Genomic DNA, 17,956 nt, shown 5'->3' with positions numbered 1-17,956 from the left:
TTTTGGGAACCGAGAGTGTCGAAGGCAATCGAACAAAACGACAAGCTTAAACGCGCGATCATCATTTCAGTAGTGCTGCATATCATATTGATCGCACTGCTGATCTGGAGTTCGTTCGATGAGCATATAGATGCTTCTGCTGGCGGCGGCGGTGGTTCAGCCATTGACGCCGTGATGGTTGATCCCGGTGCGGTCGTTCAGAACTACGACCGGCAGCAGCAGCAACAGGCCAGCGCCAGACGTGCTCAGGAGCAGCGAGATAAACAGGCGCAGCAGCAGGCGGAAGAGCTGCGTGAGAAGCAGGCCGCTGAGCAGGAACGTCTGAAGCAACTGGAAAAAGAACGTTTAGAAGCACAGGAAGCGGCGAAGAGCGCGCAGGAGAAGCAAAAGCAGGCTGAAGAAGCGGCGGCGAAAGCGGCTGCAGATGCTAAAGCCAAAGCGGAAGCTGACGCCAAAGCGGCGGCTGATGCGGCGAAGAAAGCTGCTGCCGACGCACAGAAGAAAGCCGAAGCAGATGCGGCAAAAGCCGCCGCTGACGCCAAGAAGAAAGCGGAAGCCGAAGCAGCAAAAGCCGCTGCCGATGCGAAGAAAAAAGCAGAAGCAGAAGCCGCGAAAAAAGCGCAGCAGGACGCGGAGAAGAAAGCCGCCGCTGAGGCTAAGCAGGCTGCCGCTGAGAAAGCTGCCGCCGAAAAAGCGGCTGCAGCCAAAGCCGCTGCCGCTGAGAAAAAAGCAGCAGCAGAGAAGGCCGCCGCTGACAAAGCCGCCAAAGCGGCCGCGGCGAAAAAAGCTGCCGCGGCAGCAAAAGCATCGGAAGCCAATGTTGACGATCTTTTCGGTGACCTGAGTTCAGGTAAGAATGCGCCGAAAACTGGCGGAGGAGCGAAAGGGAACAATGCTTCACCAGCCGGAAGCGGTAACAATAAAAATAACGGTGCATCAGGGGCGGATATCAGTAACTACGCCGGGCAGATAAAAGCAGCGATCGAAAGCCGTTTTTATGATGCTTCCTCTTACGCCGGTAAGACATGTACATTACGTATCAAACTGGCGCCAGATGGCATGCTTCTGGATATCCAGTCTGAAGGTGGCGATCCTGCGCTTTGTAGCGCTGCGCTCTCCGCAGCCCGTCAGGCGAAGTATCCAAAACCGCCATCACAGGCTGTATATGAAGTATTCAAGAATGCGCCGCTGGACTTCAAACCTTAATGGATTTCTCTCTATGATGATGGGGGAAAAACAAACTACGGTAGTCTCAGGGTTTTGGTAGTCTTGTGTATTTGAGTTTGTTAACATTCTGCTAAATTATCGTGGATTTTGTATCCGGATAAGGGAGATATGATGAAGCAGGCATTACGAGTAGCATTTGGTTTTCTGATGCTGTGGGCAGCGGCGCTGCACGCAGAAGTACGTATCGAGATCACCCAGGGGGTGGACTCGGCGCGTCCGATTGGCGTTGTGCCTTTCCAGTGGGCTGGTCCGGGAGCTGCACCTGAAGATATCGGTGGTATTGTTGCGGCTGACCTGCGCAACAGCGGTAAATTCAATCCATTAGATCGTTCTCGCCTGCCTCAGCAACCGGGGTCCGCGCAGGAAGTCCAGGCTGCCGCATGGTCCGCGCTGGGGATTGACGCTGTCGTTATCGGGCAGGTAACGCCTAACCCGGACGGTTCTTACAACGTCGCTTATCAGCTGGTTGACACTGGCGGTGCCCCGGGCACCGTACTGGCGCAAAACTCCTACAAAGTGAACAAGCAATGGCTGCGTTATGCTGGCCATACTGCCAGTGACGAAGTATTCGAAAAACTGACTGGCATTAAAGGCGCGTTCCGTACCCGCATCGCTTATGTAGTACAGACCAATGGCGGCCAGTTCCCGTACGAACTGCGCGTCTCTGACTACGATGGTTACAACCAGTTCGTGGTACACCGCTCTCCGCAGCCGCTGATGTCTCCGGCATGGTCTCCTGACGGTTCTAAACTGGCTTACGTCACCTTCGAAAGCGGTCGTTCTGCGTTGGTTATCCAGACGCTGGCAAACGGCGCCGTGCGTCAGGTTGCTTCTTTCCCGCAGCACAACGGTGCGCCGATGTTCTCGCCAGATGGCAGCAAACTGGCGTTTGCGCTGTCTAAAACCGGTAGCCTGAACCTGTATGTGATGGATATCGGCTCTGGTCAGATCCGTCAGGTGACTAACGGTCGCAGCAACAACACCGAACCAAGCTGGTTCCCGGACAGCCAGAATCTGGCCTTCACGTCTGACCAGGCCGGTCGTCCGCAGGTGTATAAAGTCAACGTTAATGGTGGTACTCCGCAGCGTATTTCCTGGGAAGGTAATCAAAACCAGGATGCGGATGTGAGCGCTGACGGTAAATTTATGGTAATGGTAAGCTCGGCCAATGGTCAGCAACACATTGCCAAACAAGATCTGGAAGCGGGTGGCGTGCAGGTTCTGTCGTCAACGTTTTTAGATGAAACGCCAAGTCTGGCACCTAACGGCACTATGGTTATCTACAGCTCTTCTCAGGGGATGGGATCCGTGCTGAACCTGGTTTCTACAGATGGGCGTTTCAAAGCGCGTCTTCCGGCGACTGATGGACAGGTCAAATTCCCTGCCTGGTCTCCGTATCTGTAATAATAAATAATTAGTTATATAGGAATCAAAGAAATGCAACTGAACAAAGTGCTGAAAGGACTGATGCTGGCTCTGCCGGTAATGGCAATCGCGGCATGTTCTTCCAACAAGAACGCCAGCAACGACCAGAGCGGCGAAGGCATGATGGGCGCCGGCACTGGTATGGATGCTAACGGCAACATGTCTTCTGAAGAACAGGCTCGTCTGCAGATGCAACAGCTGCAGCAGAACAACATCGTTTACTTCGGTCTCGACAAGTACGATGTAAGTTCTGAATTCGCTGCAATGCTGGACGCACACGCGAACTTCCTGCGTAGCAACCCTTCTTACAAAGTCACCGTAGAAGGTCACGCGGACGAACGTGGTACTCCGGAGTACAACATCGCCCTGGGCGAGCGTCGTGCTAACGCCGTTAAGATGTACCTGCAGGGTAAAGGCGTTTCTGCTGATCAGATCTCCATCGTTTCTTACGGTAAAGAAAAACCTGCAGTACTGGGTCACGACGAAGCGGCTTACGCTAAAAACCGTCGCGCCGTACTGGTTTACTAAGAGAATCGTATGAACAGTAACTTCAGACATCACCTGTTGAGTCTGTCGTTACTGGTTGGAATAGCGGCCCCCTGGGCCGCTTTTGCTCAGGCACCAATCAGTAGTGTCGGCTCAGGCTCGGTCGAAGACCGCGTGACTCAACTCGAGCGTATTTCCAATGCTCACAGCCAACTTTTAACCCAACTCCAGCAACAAGTTTCTGATAACCAGGCCGATATTGACGCCCTCCGCGGACAGATCCAGGAGAGTCAGTACCAGCTGAATCAGGTGATTGAACGCCAGAAACAAGTGCAGCTGCAGATTGACAGCCTGACCAGCGGCGGCGCGGCAACGCAAACGCAGCAGACAGGTGGCGATCAAAGCAGCAATGCTGGCGCATCCACCACAGCGCCTGCGGCTGGCGCGGCCACGTCAGGCGCACCGGTGCAAAGCGGTGACGCCAATACCGATTACAATGCGGCTATTGCGCTGGTGAAGGATTCCTCTCGCCAGGACGACGCGATCGCGGCTTTCCAGAACTTCATCAAAAAATACCCAGATTCAACCTACCAGCCGAACGCCAACTACTGGCTCGGTCAGTTGAATTACAACAAGGGTAAAAAAGATGATGCCGCCTATTATTTTGCTTCTGTCGTAAAAAACTACCCGAAATCACCCAAAGCCTCTGACGCGATGTACAAGGTCGGCGTGATCATGCAGGACAAAGGGGACACGGCAAAAGCGAAAGCGGTCTACCAGCAAGTGGTCAGCAAGTATCCTGGTACCGAAGGCGCAAAACTGGCGCAAAAACGTCTCGGATCGCTGCAATGATGACGGCATGACCAGGAATCGTGTTTTTTCTGGTCGTGTCGCCTGAAACGTAAGCAGTTAAGTGATCTTCATCGAAATTTTTGTTGCGCTGAAATCTTAAACCAGTAATATATGCCGCCGTTGCCGAGGGATATCAAACATCTCCGAAGCAGCGCAAGTGGGTCGTTAGCTCAGTTGGTAGAGCAGTTGACTTTTAATCAATTGGTCGCAGGTTCGAATCCTGCACGACCCACCAATCGTTAGGTGGATAGCGATAGTAAAACGTGAAGGATAACGTTGCGTCAGCAACGGCCCGTAGGGCGAGGCAAAGCCGAGTCATCCTGCACGACCCACCACTTAGCAATATCCAGCGTAGTATCGGGTGATTAGCTCAGCTGGGAGAGCACCTCCCTTACAAGGAGGGGGTCGGCGGTTCGATCCCGTCATCACCCACCACTCGGGTCGTTAGCTCAGTTGGTAGAGCAGTTGACTTTTAATCAATTGGTCGCAGGTTCGAATCCTGCACGACCCACCAATCGTTAGCTAGATAGCGATGGTAAAACGTGAAGGATAACGTTGCGCAGCAACGGCCCGAAGGGCGAGGCGAAGCCGAGTCATCCTGCACGACCCACCACTTAGTGTGGTTCCGAGTAAAAAATTATCTTCGAAGTCATGACCCGCAGGGGTCGTTAGCTCAGTTGGTAGAGCAGTTGACTTTTAATCAATTGGTCGCAGGTTCGAATCCTGCACGACCCACCATTCCAAAGGTGGTCACTGGTAGAGAACGTGAAGGATAACGTTGCGTCAGCAACGGCCCGTAGGGCGAGGCGAAGCCGAGTCATCCTGCACGACCCACCACTTCGAAGAACAATCCCGCAAGGGGTCGTTAGCTCAGTTGGTAGAGCAGTTGACTTTTAATCAATTGGTCGCAGGTTCGAATCCTGCACGACCCACCAATCGTTAGGTAGATAGCGATGGTAAAACGTGAAGGATAACGTTGCGCAGCAACGGCCCGAAGGGCGAGGCGAAGCCGAGTCATCCTGCACGACCCACCAGTGTAGAAAAGCGCCCTAAAGGCGCTTTTTTGCTATCTGCGATATACCCCCGACATGCACAATCTGCTATCTTGTTTAGCATACAAAACACAGAAGCCGTCAGGAGCTGTAACTCTGCGGCTATAACGGCATTTTGTTAAGCCTGTAAAACGAGATTGCATGATGAGCGTAATGTTTGACCCCGAAACCGCCATTTATCCTTTTCCGCCGAAACCTGCGCCGCTGAGCCTCGAGGAAAAGCACTTCTACCGTGAGAAAATCAAACGTCTGCTGAAAGCGCGCGATGCGGTGATGGTGGCGCATTACTATACCGATCCTGAAATTCAGCAACTGGCGGAAGAGACGGGCGGCTGTATTTCTGACTCGCTGGAAATGGCGCGTTTCGGTGCGAAGCATCCGGCATCAACGCTGCTGGTCGCGGGTGTGCGCTTTATGGGCGAAACCGCCAAAATCCTCAGCCCGGAAAAGACCATCCTGATGCCGACGCTGGCGGCCGAATGTTCTCTGGATCTCGGTTGCCCCAGCGATGCGTTTAATGCGTTTTGTGATGCGCACCCGGACCGCACAGTGGTGGTCTACGCCAACACCTCGGCCGCGGTAAAAGCGCGGGCAGACTGGGTGGTGACCTCCAGTATCGCCGTTGAACTGATTGAACATCTCGACAGCCTGGGTGAGAAAATTCTCTGGGCGCCGGACCGCCACCTTGGCCGTTATGTGCAAAAGCAGAGTGGGGCCGATGTGCTGTGCTGGCAGGGCGCCTGTATCGTTCATGACGAATTCAAAACGCAGGCGCTGACCCGCATGAAAGCGCTGTATCCGGACGCCGCGGTACTCGTACACCCGGAATCGCCGCAGGCTATCGTTGATATGGCCGATGCGGTGGGTTCAACCAGCCAGCTGATTGCCGCTGCCAGAACGCTTCCGCATCAGCAACTGATTGTGGCGACCGACCGCGGGATTTTTTACAAAATGCAGCAGGCGGTGCCGGAAAAAGAGTTGCTGGAAGCGCCGACGGCGGGCGAGGGGGCCAGTTGCCGCAGTTGTGCGCACTGTCCGTGGATGGCGATGAACGGCTTAAAAGCGATTGCCGAAGGGCTGGAGAACGGCGGTGCGGCACACGAAATACACGTCGATGCCGCGTTACGGGAAGGTGCATTACTGCCTCTCAACCGGATGCTCGATTTTGCGGCTACACTTCGTCCTTAACCATTGACGTTATCTTGCGGGGTTTAAAATGGATTTCTTCAGCACGCAGAACATACTGGTACACATCCCGATTGGCGCTGGCGGTTACGATCTGTCGTGGATAGAAGCCGTCGGGACGGTGGCGGGGTTATTGTGTATCTGGCTCGCCAGCCTCGAAAAAATCAGCAATTACTTCTTTGGTCTTATCAACGTCACGCTGTTCGCCATCATTTTCTTTCAGATCCAGCTTTATGCCAGCCTGTTGTTGCAGCTTTTTTTCTTCGCCGCCAACATCTATGGCTGGTACGCGTGGTCGCGGCAAACCAGTCAGCATGAGGCCGAACTACAAATCCGCTGGTTGCCGCTGCCGAAAGCGATCACCTGGCTGGCGGTATGTGTGGTGGCGATTGGACTGATGACGGTGTTTATCGATCCGGTCTTCGCTTTCCTGACGCGGATTGCGGTGTCGATCATGCAGGCGCTGGGGCTGAACGTCGCCATGCCTGTGCTGCAGCCTGACGCCTTCCCGTTCTGGGACTCCTGCATGATGGTGCTGTCGATTGTGGCGATGATCCTGATGACTCGTAAGTATGTCGAAAACTGGCTGCTGTGGGTGATTATCAACGTCATCAGCGTCGCTATTTTTGCTTTGCAGGGCGTCTACGCGATGTCGCTGGAATATCTGCTGCTGACCTTCATCGCGCTTAATGGTAGCCGGATGTGGATTAACAGCGCGCGTGAGCGAGGCTCTCACGCGCTTTCGAGTTAAGGATGGTGTGAATGTCCATGCCCGGCGTGCAGCTCGCTAAGACGGCATTCCGGGCCGCTACAGGGCTGGTACTCCATTTGTATCGTGGCATGCTCAATGTTGTAGTGATGCTCGAGGAAATGCTGGATGCGATCGAGCAGCGCATCGTGATCATGAGGCGGGATCACCTGAACATGCAGTGTCATGATCGGTTTCTCGCCCACCATCCAGACATGAACATGATGCACGTCGCGCACTTCCGGTAAGGCGCGGTTCAGTTTGCGCTTCAGCTCGCCAACGTCGATAGCGCGTGGTGCACCTTCAAGCAGCTCGTTAACGCTCTCTTTCAGCAGTTGCCAGGCGCTGCGAAGTACCAGGCACGACACCAGCACTGACAGGATCGGGTCAATCGGCGTCCAGCCAGTCAGCAGGATCACGACTGCCGCACCGATAGCCCCGACCGAACCTAACAGATCCCCCAGCACATGCAGCGCAGCGGCGCGTACGTTAAGATTCTTCTCTTCACTGCCGCGGTGCAAAATCCAGAACGAGAAAATATTCGCCAGCAATCCGGCTACGGCGATCACCATCATGGTCGCCCCGGCGACCGGTTGCGGATGGTAAAAACGCTGGATTGCCTCCCAGACAATCAGAAACGTAATCACCACCAGGGCAATCGCATTCACAAACGCTGCGAGCGTCGTCAGGCGCAGCCAGCCGAAGGTGTGACGGTTATTGGGCGGGCGACGGGCAAACTGGACGGCCAGCAGGGCAAACAGCAGAGCCGCGGCATCGGTCAGCATATGCCCGGCATCGGCCAGCAGCGCCAGCGAGCCAGAGATAAGGCCACCGATGACCTCAATGACCATAAAGCCAGCGGTAATCGCAAAAGCCAGCAGTAACCGACGGGCGTTGCCGTCCTGCGGTTGCGGGGAATGCGAGTGCGAATGGGAGTGCGCCATAACGTCGTCCTGATTATTTAAATGTTATGCCTGTCATCATTACAGATCTTTTTCGGTTGCGCATACAAATAAGGAGAGCCGAAGCTCTCCATGGTTCGGTACAGAAGGGGAGGGTTACTGCGTGGTGCCGTCCGTTTTGGTGTCAACATCGTTGTTGATGCCGTCGCCGGTCTGGACTTTCTTATTGATGTCAGGACATTTACCGTCTTTACACATCGAGTTTTTATGCACTTCGTCTTTGGTCATCCCTTCCTGACTCATATTACTGGAGGAATCATTAGGATGAAGCATGGTGCCGCCGTTGTTGATCTGGTTGTTATCAACATTATTCGGCGCGGTGTTTTGACGGGCGTCTGGTGCAACCTGGCCGGCTTCTGCCGCCGCGTTGGCATCACCGTTGCTGTCCGAACCGGTGGCGGCCAGCGCTGCGCCGCTGGTCAGAGAGAGGGTTGCCGTCAGTAAAAGTGAGGCTAATTTATTCATTTTCATAAAGATGCTCCTGTTCTGGTCGTTACGTCGGATAACTTCTTCCAACAGTGCATGCGCGAGGGCTATACGCCCTCAAGAGGGTTAAATATTCCACTGGGCTGATTTAACTCAGCATGGAATATTGTTAAGCGGCAAAAACAGAGTGTTTCAAAGTAAAAATTGTAGACGCGATCTCACTTTTCGCTACTTTGTGGCGAATTTTTCTGTAATTCCAGGAATTATCCGTCCTGAGTGTAAAAGCCCGTTTACACTTTCTGACCGACAAGATAGATTGAAAGGATTGCACTCAATTAGATAAGTATGGCAACGCTGGAAAGATGATGAATTATCAGAACGACGATTTACGCATTAAAGAGATCAATGAGTTACTGCCCCCTGTCGCGCTCCTTGAAAAATTCCCCGCGACTAAAAATGCTGCGAATACCGTTTCACATGCCCGCAAAGCGATTCACAAGATCCTTAACGGTGATGACGATCGTCTGCTGGTAGTGATTGGCCCGTGCTCAATTCACGATCCGGCGGCAGCAAAAGAGTATGCGTCTCGCCTGTTGACGCTGCGTGACGTGCTGAAAGGCGAGCTGGAAATTGTCATGCGCGTCTATTTTGAAAAGCCACGTACTACCGTGGGCTGGAAAGGACTGATTAACGATCCGCATATGGACAACAGCTTCCAGATTAACGACGGTCTGCGTATCGCGCGTAAACTGCTGCTGGAGATTAACGACAGCGGCCTGCCTGCTGCCGGCGAGTTCCTGGATATGATCACGCCACAGTATCTTGCTGATCTGATGAGCTGGGGCGCGATCGGTGCGCGGACCACCGAATCTCAGGTGCACCGCGAACTGGCGTCTGGTCTTTCCTGCCCGGTGGGGTTCAAAAACGGCACTGACGGTACGATCAAAGTGGCGATTGACGCCATCAACGCCGCCGGGGCGCCGCACTGCTTCCTGTCGGTCACCAAATGGGGCCATTCCGCGATTGTGAATACTGGCGGCAATGGCGACTGCCATATTATTCTGCGTGGCGGTAAAGCGCCGAACTACAGTGCAGAGCACGTCGCAGAAGTGAAAGCCGGGCTGAAAAAAGCGGGCCTGCCAGAGCAGGTGATGATCGACTTCAGTCATGCCAACTCCTGCAAACAGTTTAAAAAACAGATGGATGTCGCGCAGAATGTCTGCGAGCAGATCGTTAACGGCGAGAAAGCGATCATCGGCGTGATGATTGAAAGCCATCTGGTTGAAGGAAATCAGAGTCTGGAAAGCGGTGAGCCGCTGGTCTACGGCAAGAGCGTGACCGATGCCTGCATCGGCTGGGATGATACTGAAATCGTTCTGCGTCAGTTATCGAACGCGGTCAAAGCCCGTCGCGGTTAAGCGCGTATGGACAGTAAAAAGGCCCGGTAACCGGGCCTTTTTTATTTACTTCGCTTTACCCTGGTTCGCCACCGCGGCCGCTTTCGCAGCGATTTCGTCGGCGTTACCCAGATAGTAGTGTTTGATCGGCTTAAAGTTTTCGTCGAACTCGTACACCAGCGGTACGCCGGTCGGGATGTTCAGCTCAAGGATTTCATCTTCGCCCATTTTGTCGAGGTATTTCACCAGCGCACGCAGGGAGTTGCCGTGAGCGGCAATAATCACGCGCTCACCGCTTTTCAGGCGCGGCAGAATGGTGTCGTTCCAGTACGGCACCACGCGGTCGATGGTCAGCGCCAGGCTTTCGGTCAGCGGCAGCTCTTTCTCGGTCAGTTTCGCGTAGCGCGGATCGTGGCCCGGATAACGCTCGTCATCTTTAGTCAGCTCAGGCGGAGTCACAGCAAAACCACGACGCCACTGTTTCACCTGCTCGTCACCGTACTTTTCAGCGGTTTCCGCTTTGTTCAGACCCTGCAGTGCACCGTAATGACGCTCATTCAGTTTCCAGGATTTTTCGACCGGCAGCCAGGCCTGATCCAGTTCATCCAGCACGTTCCACAGGGTGTGGATGGCACGTTTCAGCACTGAGGTATAAGCAAAATCAAAGCTGAAGCCTTCTTCCTTCAGCAGTTTACCCGCCGCTTTGGCTTCGCTCACGCCTTTCTCAGACAGGTCAACGTCATACCAACCGGTGAAGCGGTTTTCGTTGTTCCACTGGCTTTCGCCGTGGCGCACCAGAACCAGCTTAGTTACAGCCATATCCTACTCCTCAAGCTTTTATTTTGAATGATAACAATTCTCATTATATTGCCCGGGCGACACCCGCAGCAACGCTTATCCATAACCATAGCGAAAATAGCGCCTGAGTGTAAGATGCTTGTGAATCCGGGGTTATGATTTTGTCTGCGAATGGCGTTATTTTCAGCAATTTGCAATGAAAAAACCCTCCATCAGGAGGGTTCGGGATTAGCGGGGGATGAACTGATATTCCGTGAGGCTGATGTACTCCTCGCCGGGAAGCAGAATACAGTCGGGCTGCGGCCATTCCGGGTGGTTTGGGCTGTCGGGCAGGAATTCGCTCTCCAGCGCCAGACCCTGCCAGTCACTGTAGGGCTCAGCTTCACGCGACGGTGTGCCGCCGAGAAAATTTCCGGAGTAGAACTGCAGGGCAGGCGCGGTGGTATATACCGCCAGCTGCAATTTTTCATCCTGCGACCAGACGCGGGCTACCGGTTCGCGCACATTACCTTTGGCCTGTAACAGAAACGCGTGGTCGTAACCTTTCACTTTTTTCTGATCGTCATCGCTGAGGAAATCCTGCGCAATGCGTTTTGGCGTTCGGAAATCAAAGCTGGTGTCCGCCACACTTTTCAACCCCTCGCGCGGAATACCCATCTCATCTACCGGCAGGTAGTCATCGGCGAGGATCTGCAATTTATGCTGACGCACATCGCCCTGCACCCCGTCGAGGTTAAAGTAGACGTGGTTGGTCAGGTTGACCGGGCAGGCTTTATCGACCGTGGCGCGATATTCAATGGAAATCCGGCAGTCGTCTGTCAGGCGATACCGCGCAAGGGCGGTGAGGTTGCCGGGATAGCCCTGATCACCATCGTCAGAGGCCAGCGTAAGCAGCACCTCTTCATCGTTCTGGCTGAGGATCTGCCAGCGACGTTTGTCAAACCCGTCCGGGCCGCCGTGAAGCTGGTTGACACCCTGACTCGGTACCAGCTCGATGGTTTCATCATTCAGTGTGTAGCGGCTGTCGGCGATACGGTTTGCGTAGCGTCCCACCGAGGCGCCAAGAAAGGCCGCCTGTTCCGGGTACTGTTCCGGGCTGGCGCAGCCGAGCAGCGCTTCACGCACGCTGCCGTCAGAAAGAGGAATACGGGCAGAGAGCAGCGTGGCGCCCCAGTCCATCAGCGTGACAATCATCCCTGCGCGATTGCGCAACGTCAGTAGTCGAAAGGGCTGGCCGTCCGGGGCCAGCACAGGTGTCTCATTCAGCACGGCCTGCTCCTTGTGAAGGTTTGCAAACGTAGAAGGTCTCTTTGATGCCGGTTCTGGCTTCATATTGCGAGGCTACTGCCTGTTGCACGGTCTCCACCAGATTTTCCGGCACCAGCGCCACGACGCAGCCACCGAAGCCGCCGCCAGTCATGCGCACACCGCCTTTATCACCGATAGCCGCTTTCACAATCTCAACCAGCGTGTCGATCTGCGGCACAGTGATTTCGAAATCGTCACGCATGGAGGCGTGGGATTCGGCCATCAGTTTACCCATGCGCTGCAAATCGCCTTTTTCCAGCGCATCAGCGGCTTCTACCGTACGGGCGTTTTCGGTCAGCACGTGGCGTACGCGTTTCGCCACCAGCGGATCCAGCTCATTCGCCACGGCGTTGAACTGTGCCAGCGTGACATCGCGCAGTGCCGGCTGCTGGAAGAAACGCGCCCCGGTTTCACACTGCTGGCGGCGTGTGTTGTATTCGCTGCCGACCAGCGTACGTTTAAAATTACTGTTGATGATGATGACTGCGACGCCTTTTGGCATCGACACCGCTTTACTGCCCAGCGTACGGCAGTCGATCAGCAGGGCATGATCTTTCTTGCCGAGCGCGGAAATCAGTTGATCCATAATGCCGCAGTTGCAGCCGACAAACTGGTTTTCCGCTTCCTGACCGTTTAGCGCGATTTGTGTGCCATCGAGTGGCAGATGGTACAACTGCTGGAGAACGGTACCGACCGCCACTTCCAGTGAGGCGGATGAACTTAAGCCCGCGCCCTGTGGCACGTTACCGCTAATCACCATATCCACGCCGCCAAAGTTGCGGTCGCGTTTTTGCAGGTGTTTCACCACTCCGCGCACGTAGTTCGACCACTGCTGGCTGTCGTGGGCCACAATCGGCGCGTCCAGCGAGAACTCGTCGATTTGGTTGTCATAATCGGCGGCGATGACGCGCACCGTACGGTCGTTACGCGCCGCGCAACTGATCACCGTCTGGTAATCAATGGCGCATGGCAGCACAAAACCATCATTATAGTCGGTGTGTTCACCGATCAAATTAACGCGGCCCGGCGCCTGGATAACGTGGGTGGCAGAGTAGCCAAATTTTTCAGCAAACAGGGATTGGGTTTTATCTTTCAGACTCATTGTTATTCTCCGGATTCGCGAAAATGAATATCGCTGACGGCACGCAGACGTTCAGCCGCCTGTTCTGCCGTAAGATCACGCTGGGTTTCCGCCAGCATTTCATAACCGACCATAAACTTGCGAACCGTGGCTGAACGCAATAAAGGCGGATAGAAATGGGCATGCAACTGCCAGTGTGAATGTTCGTCCTGGGTAAACGGCGCGCCGTGCCAGCCCATCGAGTAAGGGAATGAGCACTGGAACAGGTTGTCGTAGCGGCTGGTCAGCTTTTTCAGCGCCAGTGCAAGGTCGTTGCGTTGTGCGTCGCTGAGGTCAGGCATCCGCAGAACATGCGCTTTCGGCAGCAGCAGCGTTTCAAACGGCCACGCCGCCCAGTAGGGCACCACCGCCAGCCAGTGTTCGGTTTCCACTACCGTGCGGCTGCCGTCCGCCTGTTCACGCTGAACATAATCCAGCAGCATCGGTGAACCGTACTGCTGGAAATAGTCACGCTGCAGGCGGTCTTCGCGTTCGGCTTCATTCGGCAGAAAACTGTTTGCCCACACCTGACCATGCGGATGCGGGTTGGAGCAGCCCATCGCCGCGCCTTTATTTTCAAACACCTGCACCCACGGATAAATTTCACCCAGCTCGGCGGTTTGCTGTTGCCAGGTTTTGACCACCTCTTCCAGCGCGCTGACGCTCAGCTCCGGCAGCGTTTTGCTGTGATCCGGCGAGAAGCAGATCACCCGGCTGGTGCCGCGCGCGCTCTGGCAGCGCATCAGCGGGTCGTCGCTTTCCGGGGCGTCGGGCGTGTCGGCCATCAGCGCGGCGAAATCGTTGGTAAAGACATAAGTGCCGGGGTAGTCCGGGTTTTTATCCCCGGTCACGCGGGTGTTGCCCGGGCAAAGAAAACAGTCAGGATCGTGAGCCGGTAGCGTCTGCTTAGCCGGTGTTTCCTGCGCCCCTTGCCAGGGGCGCTTCGCGCGATGCGGAGAAACTAAGATCCATTGCCCGGTCAGCGGGTTATAACGACGATGCGGATGGTCGACGGGATTAAAGCGCTCCATTACATGTGGTTCCTTAGTCTGCATAGCCCTGAGGATGGCGGGACTGCCAGTGCCAGGTGTCCTGCGCCATCTGGTCAAGATCGCGGGTCACGCGCCAGTTCAGCTCTTTATCGGCTTTGCTGGCATCGGCCCAGTAAGCGGGAAGGTCGCCATCGCGACGCGGGGCAAAATGATAATTCACCGGTTTGCCGCAAGCTTTGCTGAAGGCGTTGACCACATCCAGCACACTGCTGCCGATGCCTGCACCGAGGTTATAAATATGCACGCCTGGTTTACCGGCCAGTTTTTCCATGGCGACAACGTGACCGTCGGCGAGATCCATTACATGGATGTAATCACGCACACCCGTGCCGTCTGCCGTCGGGTAGTCATTGCCGAACACCGACAGCGATTCGCGGCGACCTACCGCCACCTGCGCAATATAGGGCATCAGGTTATTCGGAATGCCCTGAGGATCTTCGCCCATATCGCCTGACGGATGTGCGCCAACCGGGTTGAAGTAACGCAGCAGTGCGATGCTCCACTCCGGCTGCGCTTTTTGCAGGTCGGTGAGGATCTGTTCCACCATCAGCTTGCTTTTGCCGTACGGGCTTTGCGGCGTCCCGGTCGGGAAGCTTTCAACGTAAGGAATTTTCGGCTGATCGCCGTAGACGGTGGCGGAAGAACTAAAAATGAAGTTTTTGATGTTCGCGGCGCGCATTGCGGAAATCAGACGAAGCGTACCGTTAACGTTGTTATCATAGTACTCGAGCGGTTTAGTAACGGATTCGCCTACGGCTTTCAGACCGGCGAAATGGATCACCGTATCAATGGCGTGATCGTGCAGAACTTCCGTCATCAGCGCTTCGTTGCGAATATCGCCTTCCACGAAAGTGGCCTGCTTACCACCCAGACGTTCAATCACCGGTAACACGCTGCGCTTACTGTTACAGAGGTTATCAAGAATGATGACGTCGTGACCCTGCAGCAGCAATTGCACGCAGGTATGACTTCCTATGTAACCGCTACCACCTGTGACCAGTACTCTCATGATTCGCTCCATTAGGCTTATGGTATGTAATAAACATAGCATAACAGAGAAGTCAAAAGTGTGACATGGGATAAACTAGTGGAATCGTTTACACGCCTGACATATTGTGAGGGTCGCTGTTTTTTTCCATTATAAAACAAGGGCGATGAGAAGAGACGATGCCGTTTGTCTGAAAAACGGAGGCAAATACCTCCGTTGAGGAAGGGGGTTAACGTCTGCCGATGGCGTAACGGTAGCCGTCGCCATCAGGCACAAATTCCAGCCGATGGGTAATACAGTCCGGAGCATCTTCGGCATGGTGGGAAACGAACAGCAACTGCGTTTTACCCTCGCCAATCAGCACGTCAATGAAACGGCGGATCAACTGGCGATTCAGCGGATCCAGCCCCTGTAACGGTTCATCAAGAATGAGCAGCGTGGGGTGCTTCACCAGCGCCCGCACGATCAGCGCCAGTCGCTGCTGCCCCCACGACAGGCTATGAAACGGCGCGTCAGCGGTACGGCTGTCGATCCCAAGGATGCTGAGCCATGCCTGCACCAGTTTTTGCTGCTTATCCGACACGGCCTGGTAGATGCCGATGGAATCAAAATAGCCCGACAGGATCACATTGCGCACCGTGGTGCTGACGCGGTAATCGAGATGCAGACTGCTGCTGACGTAGCCAATATGTTTTTTGATATCCCAGATGGTTTCGCCGCTGCCGCGACGGCGGCCAAACAGCGTTAAGTCGTTACTGTAACCCTGCGGGTGATCGCCGGTAACAAGGCTCAGCAGTGTCGATTTTCCGGCGCCGTTCGGGCCGACAATCTGCCAGTGCTCACCCGGATTAACCGTCCAGCTCAGGTGGCTGATGATTGGCCTGTCATTGTAAGACACCGTGCCGTCATTGAGCACAATGCGCGGGGCGTCGTCCGGAAGTGATAACCGGGCGGAAGGCGCATCCGGTTCCGGCAGAGTAATGCCGTCGAGTTTTTCGCTGTGCGCCAGTTGGGCAATCAGCGCCTGTTCGAGCAGTGCTTTTTTCTCGCCCACGTCGCTGAGTGTGCAGTCCGCCAGCACCCCGGCAAAACGTACAAACGCAGGAATTTCATCAAAGCGGTTCAGTACCAGCACAATGGTGTAGCCTTCGCCGTTGAGCGTCGCCAGCAGTTCTGCAAGTTGCTGGCGTGATGCCACATCCAGTCCGTCAAACGGCTCGTCGAGGATCAGCAAGTCCGGCTCTGCCATCAGCGCCTGGCAAAGCAGGGTTTTGCGGGTTTCCCCGGTGGAGAGGTATTTAAAGCGGCGGTTGAGCAGGGCGGTAATGCCAAAGCGTTCTGCAAGCACGGCGCAGCGCTGCGGATCGTGGATCTCATCCTGGATAATTTCGGCAGTGGTGCGACCGGTGTCATCTTCGCCGGGGCTCAGCAGATCGGTATTATTGCGCTGCCACTCGTCGCTGACCAGCTTTTGTAGTTGCTCGAATGACAGGCGTGTCACTCGCGCAAAATCAGACTGGCGCGTGCCGGAGAGCAGTGGAAGCTCACCCGCCAACGCGCGGGCCAGTGCAGATTTACCGCTACCGTTACTACCCACGAACGCCCAGCTTTCACCGGCGCGGAGCGTCAGGGCCTCTATTTTGAGCGTTTTTGTATCGCTAAGACGAAATGTGCCTTGCATAATTTGCAACAATGACATGATATATCCCGTTTTTCGCATCACTATGCACAGGGATACGTTTTCCTGCAAATAATGTCAATGACAGGCGAGCGCATCAGCACAACGTGGCGATGATCACGCGATCTGCATTAAAAAATGCTGTCACCTCAGCACCTTCTGCCAGGCTCTGCGCGTCATCGCGCGGTACCGTGGCGCACAGCGTCTGCCCGTCCGGCAGCGTCATCAGCACTTCGCACTGTTCTTCACCGCATTCAATATGGCTGATTCGCCCGGCCAACTGGTTATCTGCATCGGCGGCAACGCGTTTATCCTGGGTGATGCCCACCCATGGCGCTTTCAGCAGTACCAGCACTTCTTTGCCTTCGTCGAGTCCCAGCCGTTCGCCGCTCTGCGCGGTGATCGCCACTTTCAGGCGGGTTTCGCCATCGGCTAACAATACGTCAACATGCTGTTGAACCTGGTGGTGATCGCGTGCGGTGACGGTGCCGAACCACTGGTTGCGGGCGCTGGTTTGCAGCGAAAAACGGGAGATGGCCGCCAGCAGGCTATTGAGCGGCAGCGCGTCGTCATCACTCAGTACATCAAACGCTTTCTGCTGGATTTGCGCGAGCAGATCATAAAGCTGAATCAGCCGCTGACCGTAGCGGGTCAGCACCGCGCCGCCACCACCTTTACCCCCGGTCGCGCGATCAACCAGCGTCTGTTCGCTGAGCTGGTTCATTTCGTTGATTGCGTCCCAGGCGCTCTTATAGCTGATGCCGGCGTTCTTCGCCCCCTGGCTGATAGAGCCGGTCAGGTCGATTTGCTTAAGCAACGCGATGCGGCGCGGGTCGGCAAACAGGCGTTGTTGAAGCTTGAGGGTAAGAAGAATTTCGGCTTGCATAACAAAGTCCTGATCAAAAAAGCGAGTGTGGCGCATCTGAATGTGCGGTTAAAGGCATCGCACAAAAGGGGCGTGTTTTTCCTGATTATCAGGTTACAATAAGAGAATCACAATATCAGGAGTCGACCATGTTAGAGTTGTTGAAAAGTCTGGTCTTTGCCGTAATCATGGTTCCCGTGGTGATGGCCGTCATCCTGGGGTTAATCTATGGTCTGGGTGAAGTGTTTAATGTCCTTTCCAGTATCGGTCACAGAGACCGCCCCCATCAGAATCACCAGAATCAATAAATTATTTCGAGAAAAGCGCCCGGTTTTGCCGGGTGTTTGTCTTTTAGGTTCCCGCCTTTTTAACCGATAATCATCACAT

At 54.8% G+C, this 17,956-nt stretch carries 17 protein-coding genes and 5 tRNA genes; 13 read left to right on the top strand and 9 right to left on the bottom strand.

The genetic code is table 11. From position 1 onward, the window contains the following. The first annotated feature begins 15 nt into the window (after window positions 1-15). The 11 genes from tolA (at window position 16) to pnuC (ending at window position 6,978) form a co-directional block, all read left to right on the top strand. Entirely contained in the window at window positions 16-1,206 is a 1,191-nt protein-coding gene (gene tolA, locus QMG90_RS14730) for a cell envelope integrity protein TolA (RefSeq protein ID WP_283280369.1), read from the top strand. Window positions 1,207-1,338: 132 nt separating this feature from the next. Continuing rightward, entirely contained in the window at window positions 1,339-2,631 is a 1,293-nt protein-coding gene (gene tolB / locus QMG90_RS14725) for a Tol-Pal system beta propeller repeat protein TolB (RefSeq protein WP_283283974.1), read from the top strand. 33 nt (window positions 2,632-2,664) lie between these two features. Continuing rightward, window positions 2,665-3,180 carry a peptidoglycan-associated lipoprotein Pal gene (gene pal, locus QMG90_RS14720; protein WP_049849563.1) on the top strand — a complete coding sequence of 172 codons (516 nt, stop codon included), beginning with the start codon at window positions 2,665-2,667 and terminating at the stop codon, window positions 3,178-3,180. A gap of 9 nt (window positions 3,181-3,189) precedes the next feature. Then, a complete protein-coding gene (gene cpoB / locus QMG90_RS14715) occupies window positions 3,190-3,990 on the top strand; it encodes a cell division protein CpoB (RefSeq protein ID WP_283280368.1) in 801 nt (266 codons plus the stop codon). Window positions 3,991-4,149: 159 nt separating this feature from the next. Then, window positions 4,150-4,225 (top strand) — tRNA-Lys (locus QMG90_RS14710). A 124-nt stretch (window positions 4,226-4,349) separates the two neighbouring features. Next, a tRNA-Val gene (locus QMG90_RS14705) sits at window positions 4,350-4,425 on the top strand. 3 nt (window positions 4,426-4,428) lie between these two features. After that, window positions 4,429-4,504: transfer RNA gene (locus tag QMG90_RS14700), tRNA-Lys, on the top strand. A gap of 148 nt (window positions 4,505-4,652) precedes the next feature. Continuing rightward, a tRNA-Lys gene (locus tag QMG90_RS14695) sits at window positions 4,653-4,728 on the top strand. Window positions 4,729-4,849: 121 nt separating this feature from the next. Further along, a tRNA-Lys gene (locus QMG90_RS14690) sits at window positions 4,850-4,925 on the top strand. A gap of 261 nt (window positions 4,926-5,186) precedes the next feature. After that, a complete protein-coding gene (nadA, locus tag QMG90_RS14685) occupies window positions 5,187-6,230 on the top strand; it encodes a quinolinate synthase NadA (RefSeq protein WP_283283973.1) in 1,044 nt (347 codons plus the stop codon). Between the two features lie 28 nt (window positions 6,231-6,258). Continuing rightward, on the top strand, window positions 6,259-6,978 hold the full coding sequence (gene pnuC, locus QMG90_RS14680) for a nicotinamide riboside transporter PnuC (protein WP_283280367.1): 720 nt from the start codon (window positions 6,259-6,261) through the stop codon (window positions 6,976-6,978). Here pnuC and zitB read toward each other — a convergent pair. Both zitB and QMG90_RS14670 read right to left on the bottom strand, forming a co-directional pair. Next, complete coding sequence (gene zitB, locus QMG90_RS14675; RefSeq protein WP_283280366.1) at window positions 6,975-7,919, bottom strand: CDF family zinc transporter ZitB; 945 nt, start codon at window positions 7,917-7,919, stop codon at window positions 6,975-6,977. The genes pnuC and zitB overlap by 4 nt on opposite strands. Window positions 7,920-8,033: 114 nt before the next feature. After that, window positions 8,034-8,408 carry a YbgS-like family protein gene (locus QMG90_RS14670; protein ID WP_283280365.1) on the bottom strand — a complete coding sequence of 125 codons (375 nt, stop codon included), beginning with the start codon at window positions 8,406-8,408 and terminating at the stop codon, window positions 8,034-8,036. Window positions 8,409-8,728: 320 nt separating this feature from the next. Here QMG90_RS14670 and aroG point away from each other — a divergent pair, with 320 nt between their 5' ends. Continuing rightward, complete coding sequence (aroG, locus tag QMG90_RS14665) at window positions 8,729-9,781, top strand: 3-deoxy-7-phosphoheptulonate synthase AroG (RefSeq protein ID WP_283283972.1); 1,053 nt, start codon at window positions 8,729-8,731, stop codon at window positions 9,779-9,781. Window positions 9,782-9,826: 45 nt separating this feature from the next. Here aroG and gpmA read toward each other — a convergent pair whose 3' ends face one another. From gpmA to modE, 7 genes are all read right to left on the bottom strand, one after another. Next, window positions 9,827-10,579, bottom strand: a complete 753-nt coding sequence (gene gpmA / locus QMG90_RS14660; protein ID WP_283280364.1) for a 2,3-diphosphoglycerate-dependent phosphoglycerate mutase — start codon at window positions 10,577-10,579, stop codon at window positions 9,827-9,829. A gap of 207 nt (window positions 10,580-10,786) precedes the next feature. Continuing rightward, entirely contained in the window at window positions 10,787-11,827 is a 1,041-nt protein-coding gene (gene galM, locus QMG90_RS14655; RefSeq protein ID WP_283280363.1) for a galactose-1-epimerase, read from the bottom strand. Continuing rightward, window positions 11,817-12,968, bottom strand: a complete 1,152-nt coding sequence (gene galK, locus QMG90_RS14650) for a galactokinase (protein ID WP_283280362.1) — start codon at window positions 12,966-12,968, stop codon at window positions 11,817-11,819. The genes galM and galK overlap by 11 nt, the downstream gene beginning before the upstream one ends. A 2-nt stretch (window positions 12,969-12,970) precedes the next feature. Continuing rightward, window positions 12,971-14,017: a galactose-1-phosphate uridylyltransferase gene (gene galT, locus QMG90_RS14645; protein WP_283280361.1), complete on the bottom strand. Its 1,047-nt coding sequence runs from the start codon at window positions 14,015-14,017 to the stop codon at window positions 12,971-12,973. A 13-nt stretch (window positions 14,018-14,030) separates the two neighbouring features. Beyond that, on the bottom strand, window positions 14,031-15,047 hold the full coding sequence (galE, locus tag QMG90_RS14640) for a UDP-glucose 4-epimerase GalE (RefSeq protein ID WP_283280360.1): 1,017 nt from the start codon (window positions 15,045-15,047) through the stop codon (window positions 14,031-14,033). A 208-nt stretch (window positions 15,048-15,255) separates the two neighbouring features. Further along, entirely contained in the window at window positions 15,256-16,725 is a 1,470-nt protein-coding gene (gene modF / locus QMG90_RS14635; protein ID WP_283280359.1) for a molybdate ABC transporter ATP-binding protein ModF, read from the bottom strand. Between the two features lie 76 nt (window positions 16,726-16,801). Beyond that, a complete protein-coding gene (gene modE / locus QMG90_RS14630) occupies window positions 16,802-17,590 on the bottom strand; it encodes a molybdenum-dependent transcriptional regulator (protein ID WP_283280358.1) in 789 nt (262 codons plus the stop codon). Window positions 17,591-17,718: 128 nt separating this feature from the next. Between modE and QMG90_RS14625 the strand changes: the two genes are divergently transcribed. Next, window positions 17,719-17,877, top strand: coding sequence for an AcrZ family multidrug efflux pump-associated protein (locus QMG90_RS14625; protein WP_283280357.1), 159 nt, complete (start codon window positions 17,719-17,721; stop codon window positions 17,875-17,877). Window positions 17,878-17,956 lie beyond the last annotated feature (79 nt).

Origin of the sequence: Trabulsiella odontotermitis (assembly GCF_030053895.1) — a bacterium.
GTDB lineage: Bacteria > Pseudomonadota > Gammaproteobacteria > Enterobacterales > Enterobacteriaceae > Trabulsiella > Trabulsiella odontotermitis_C.
This window is presented reverse-complemented; position numbering and strand designations above follow the sequence as displayed.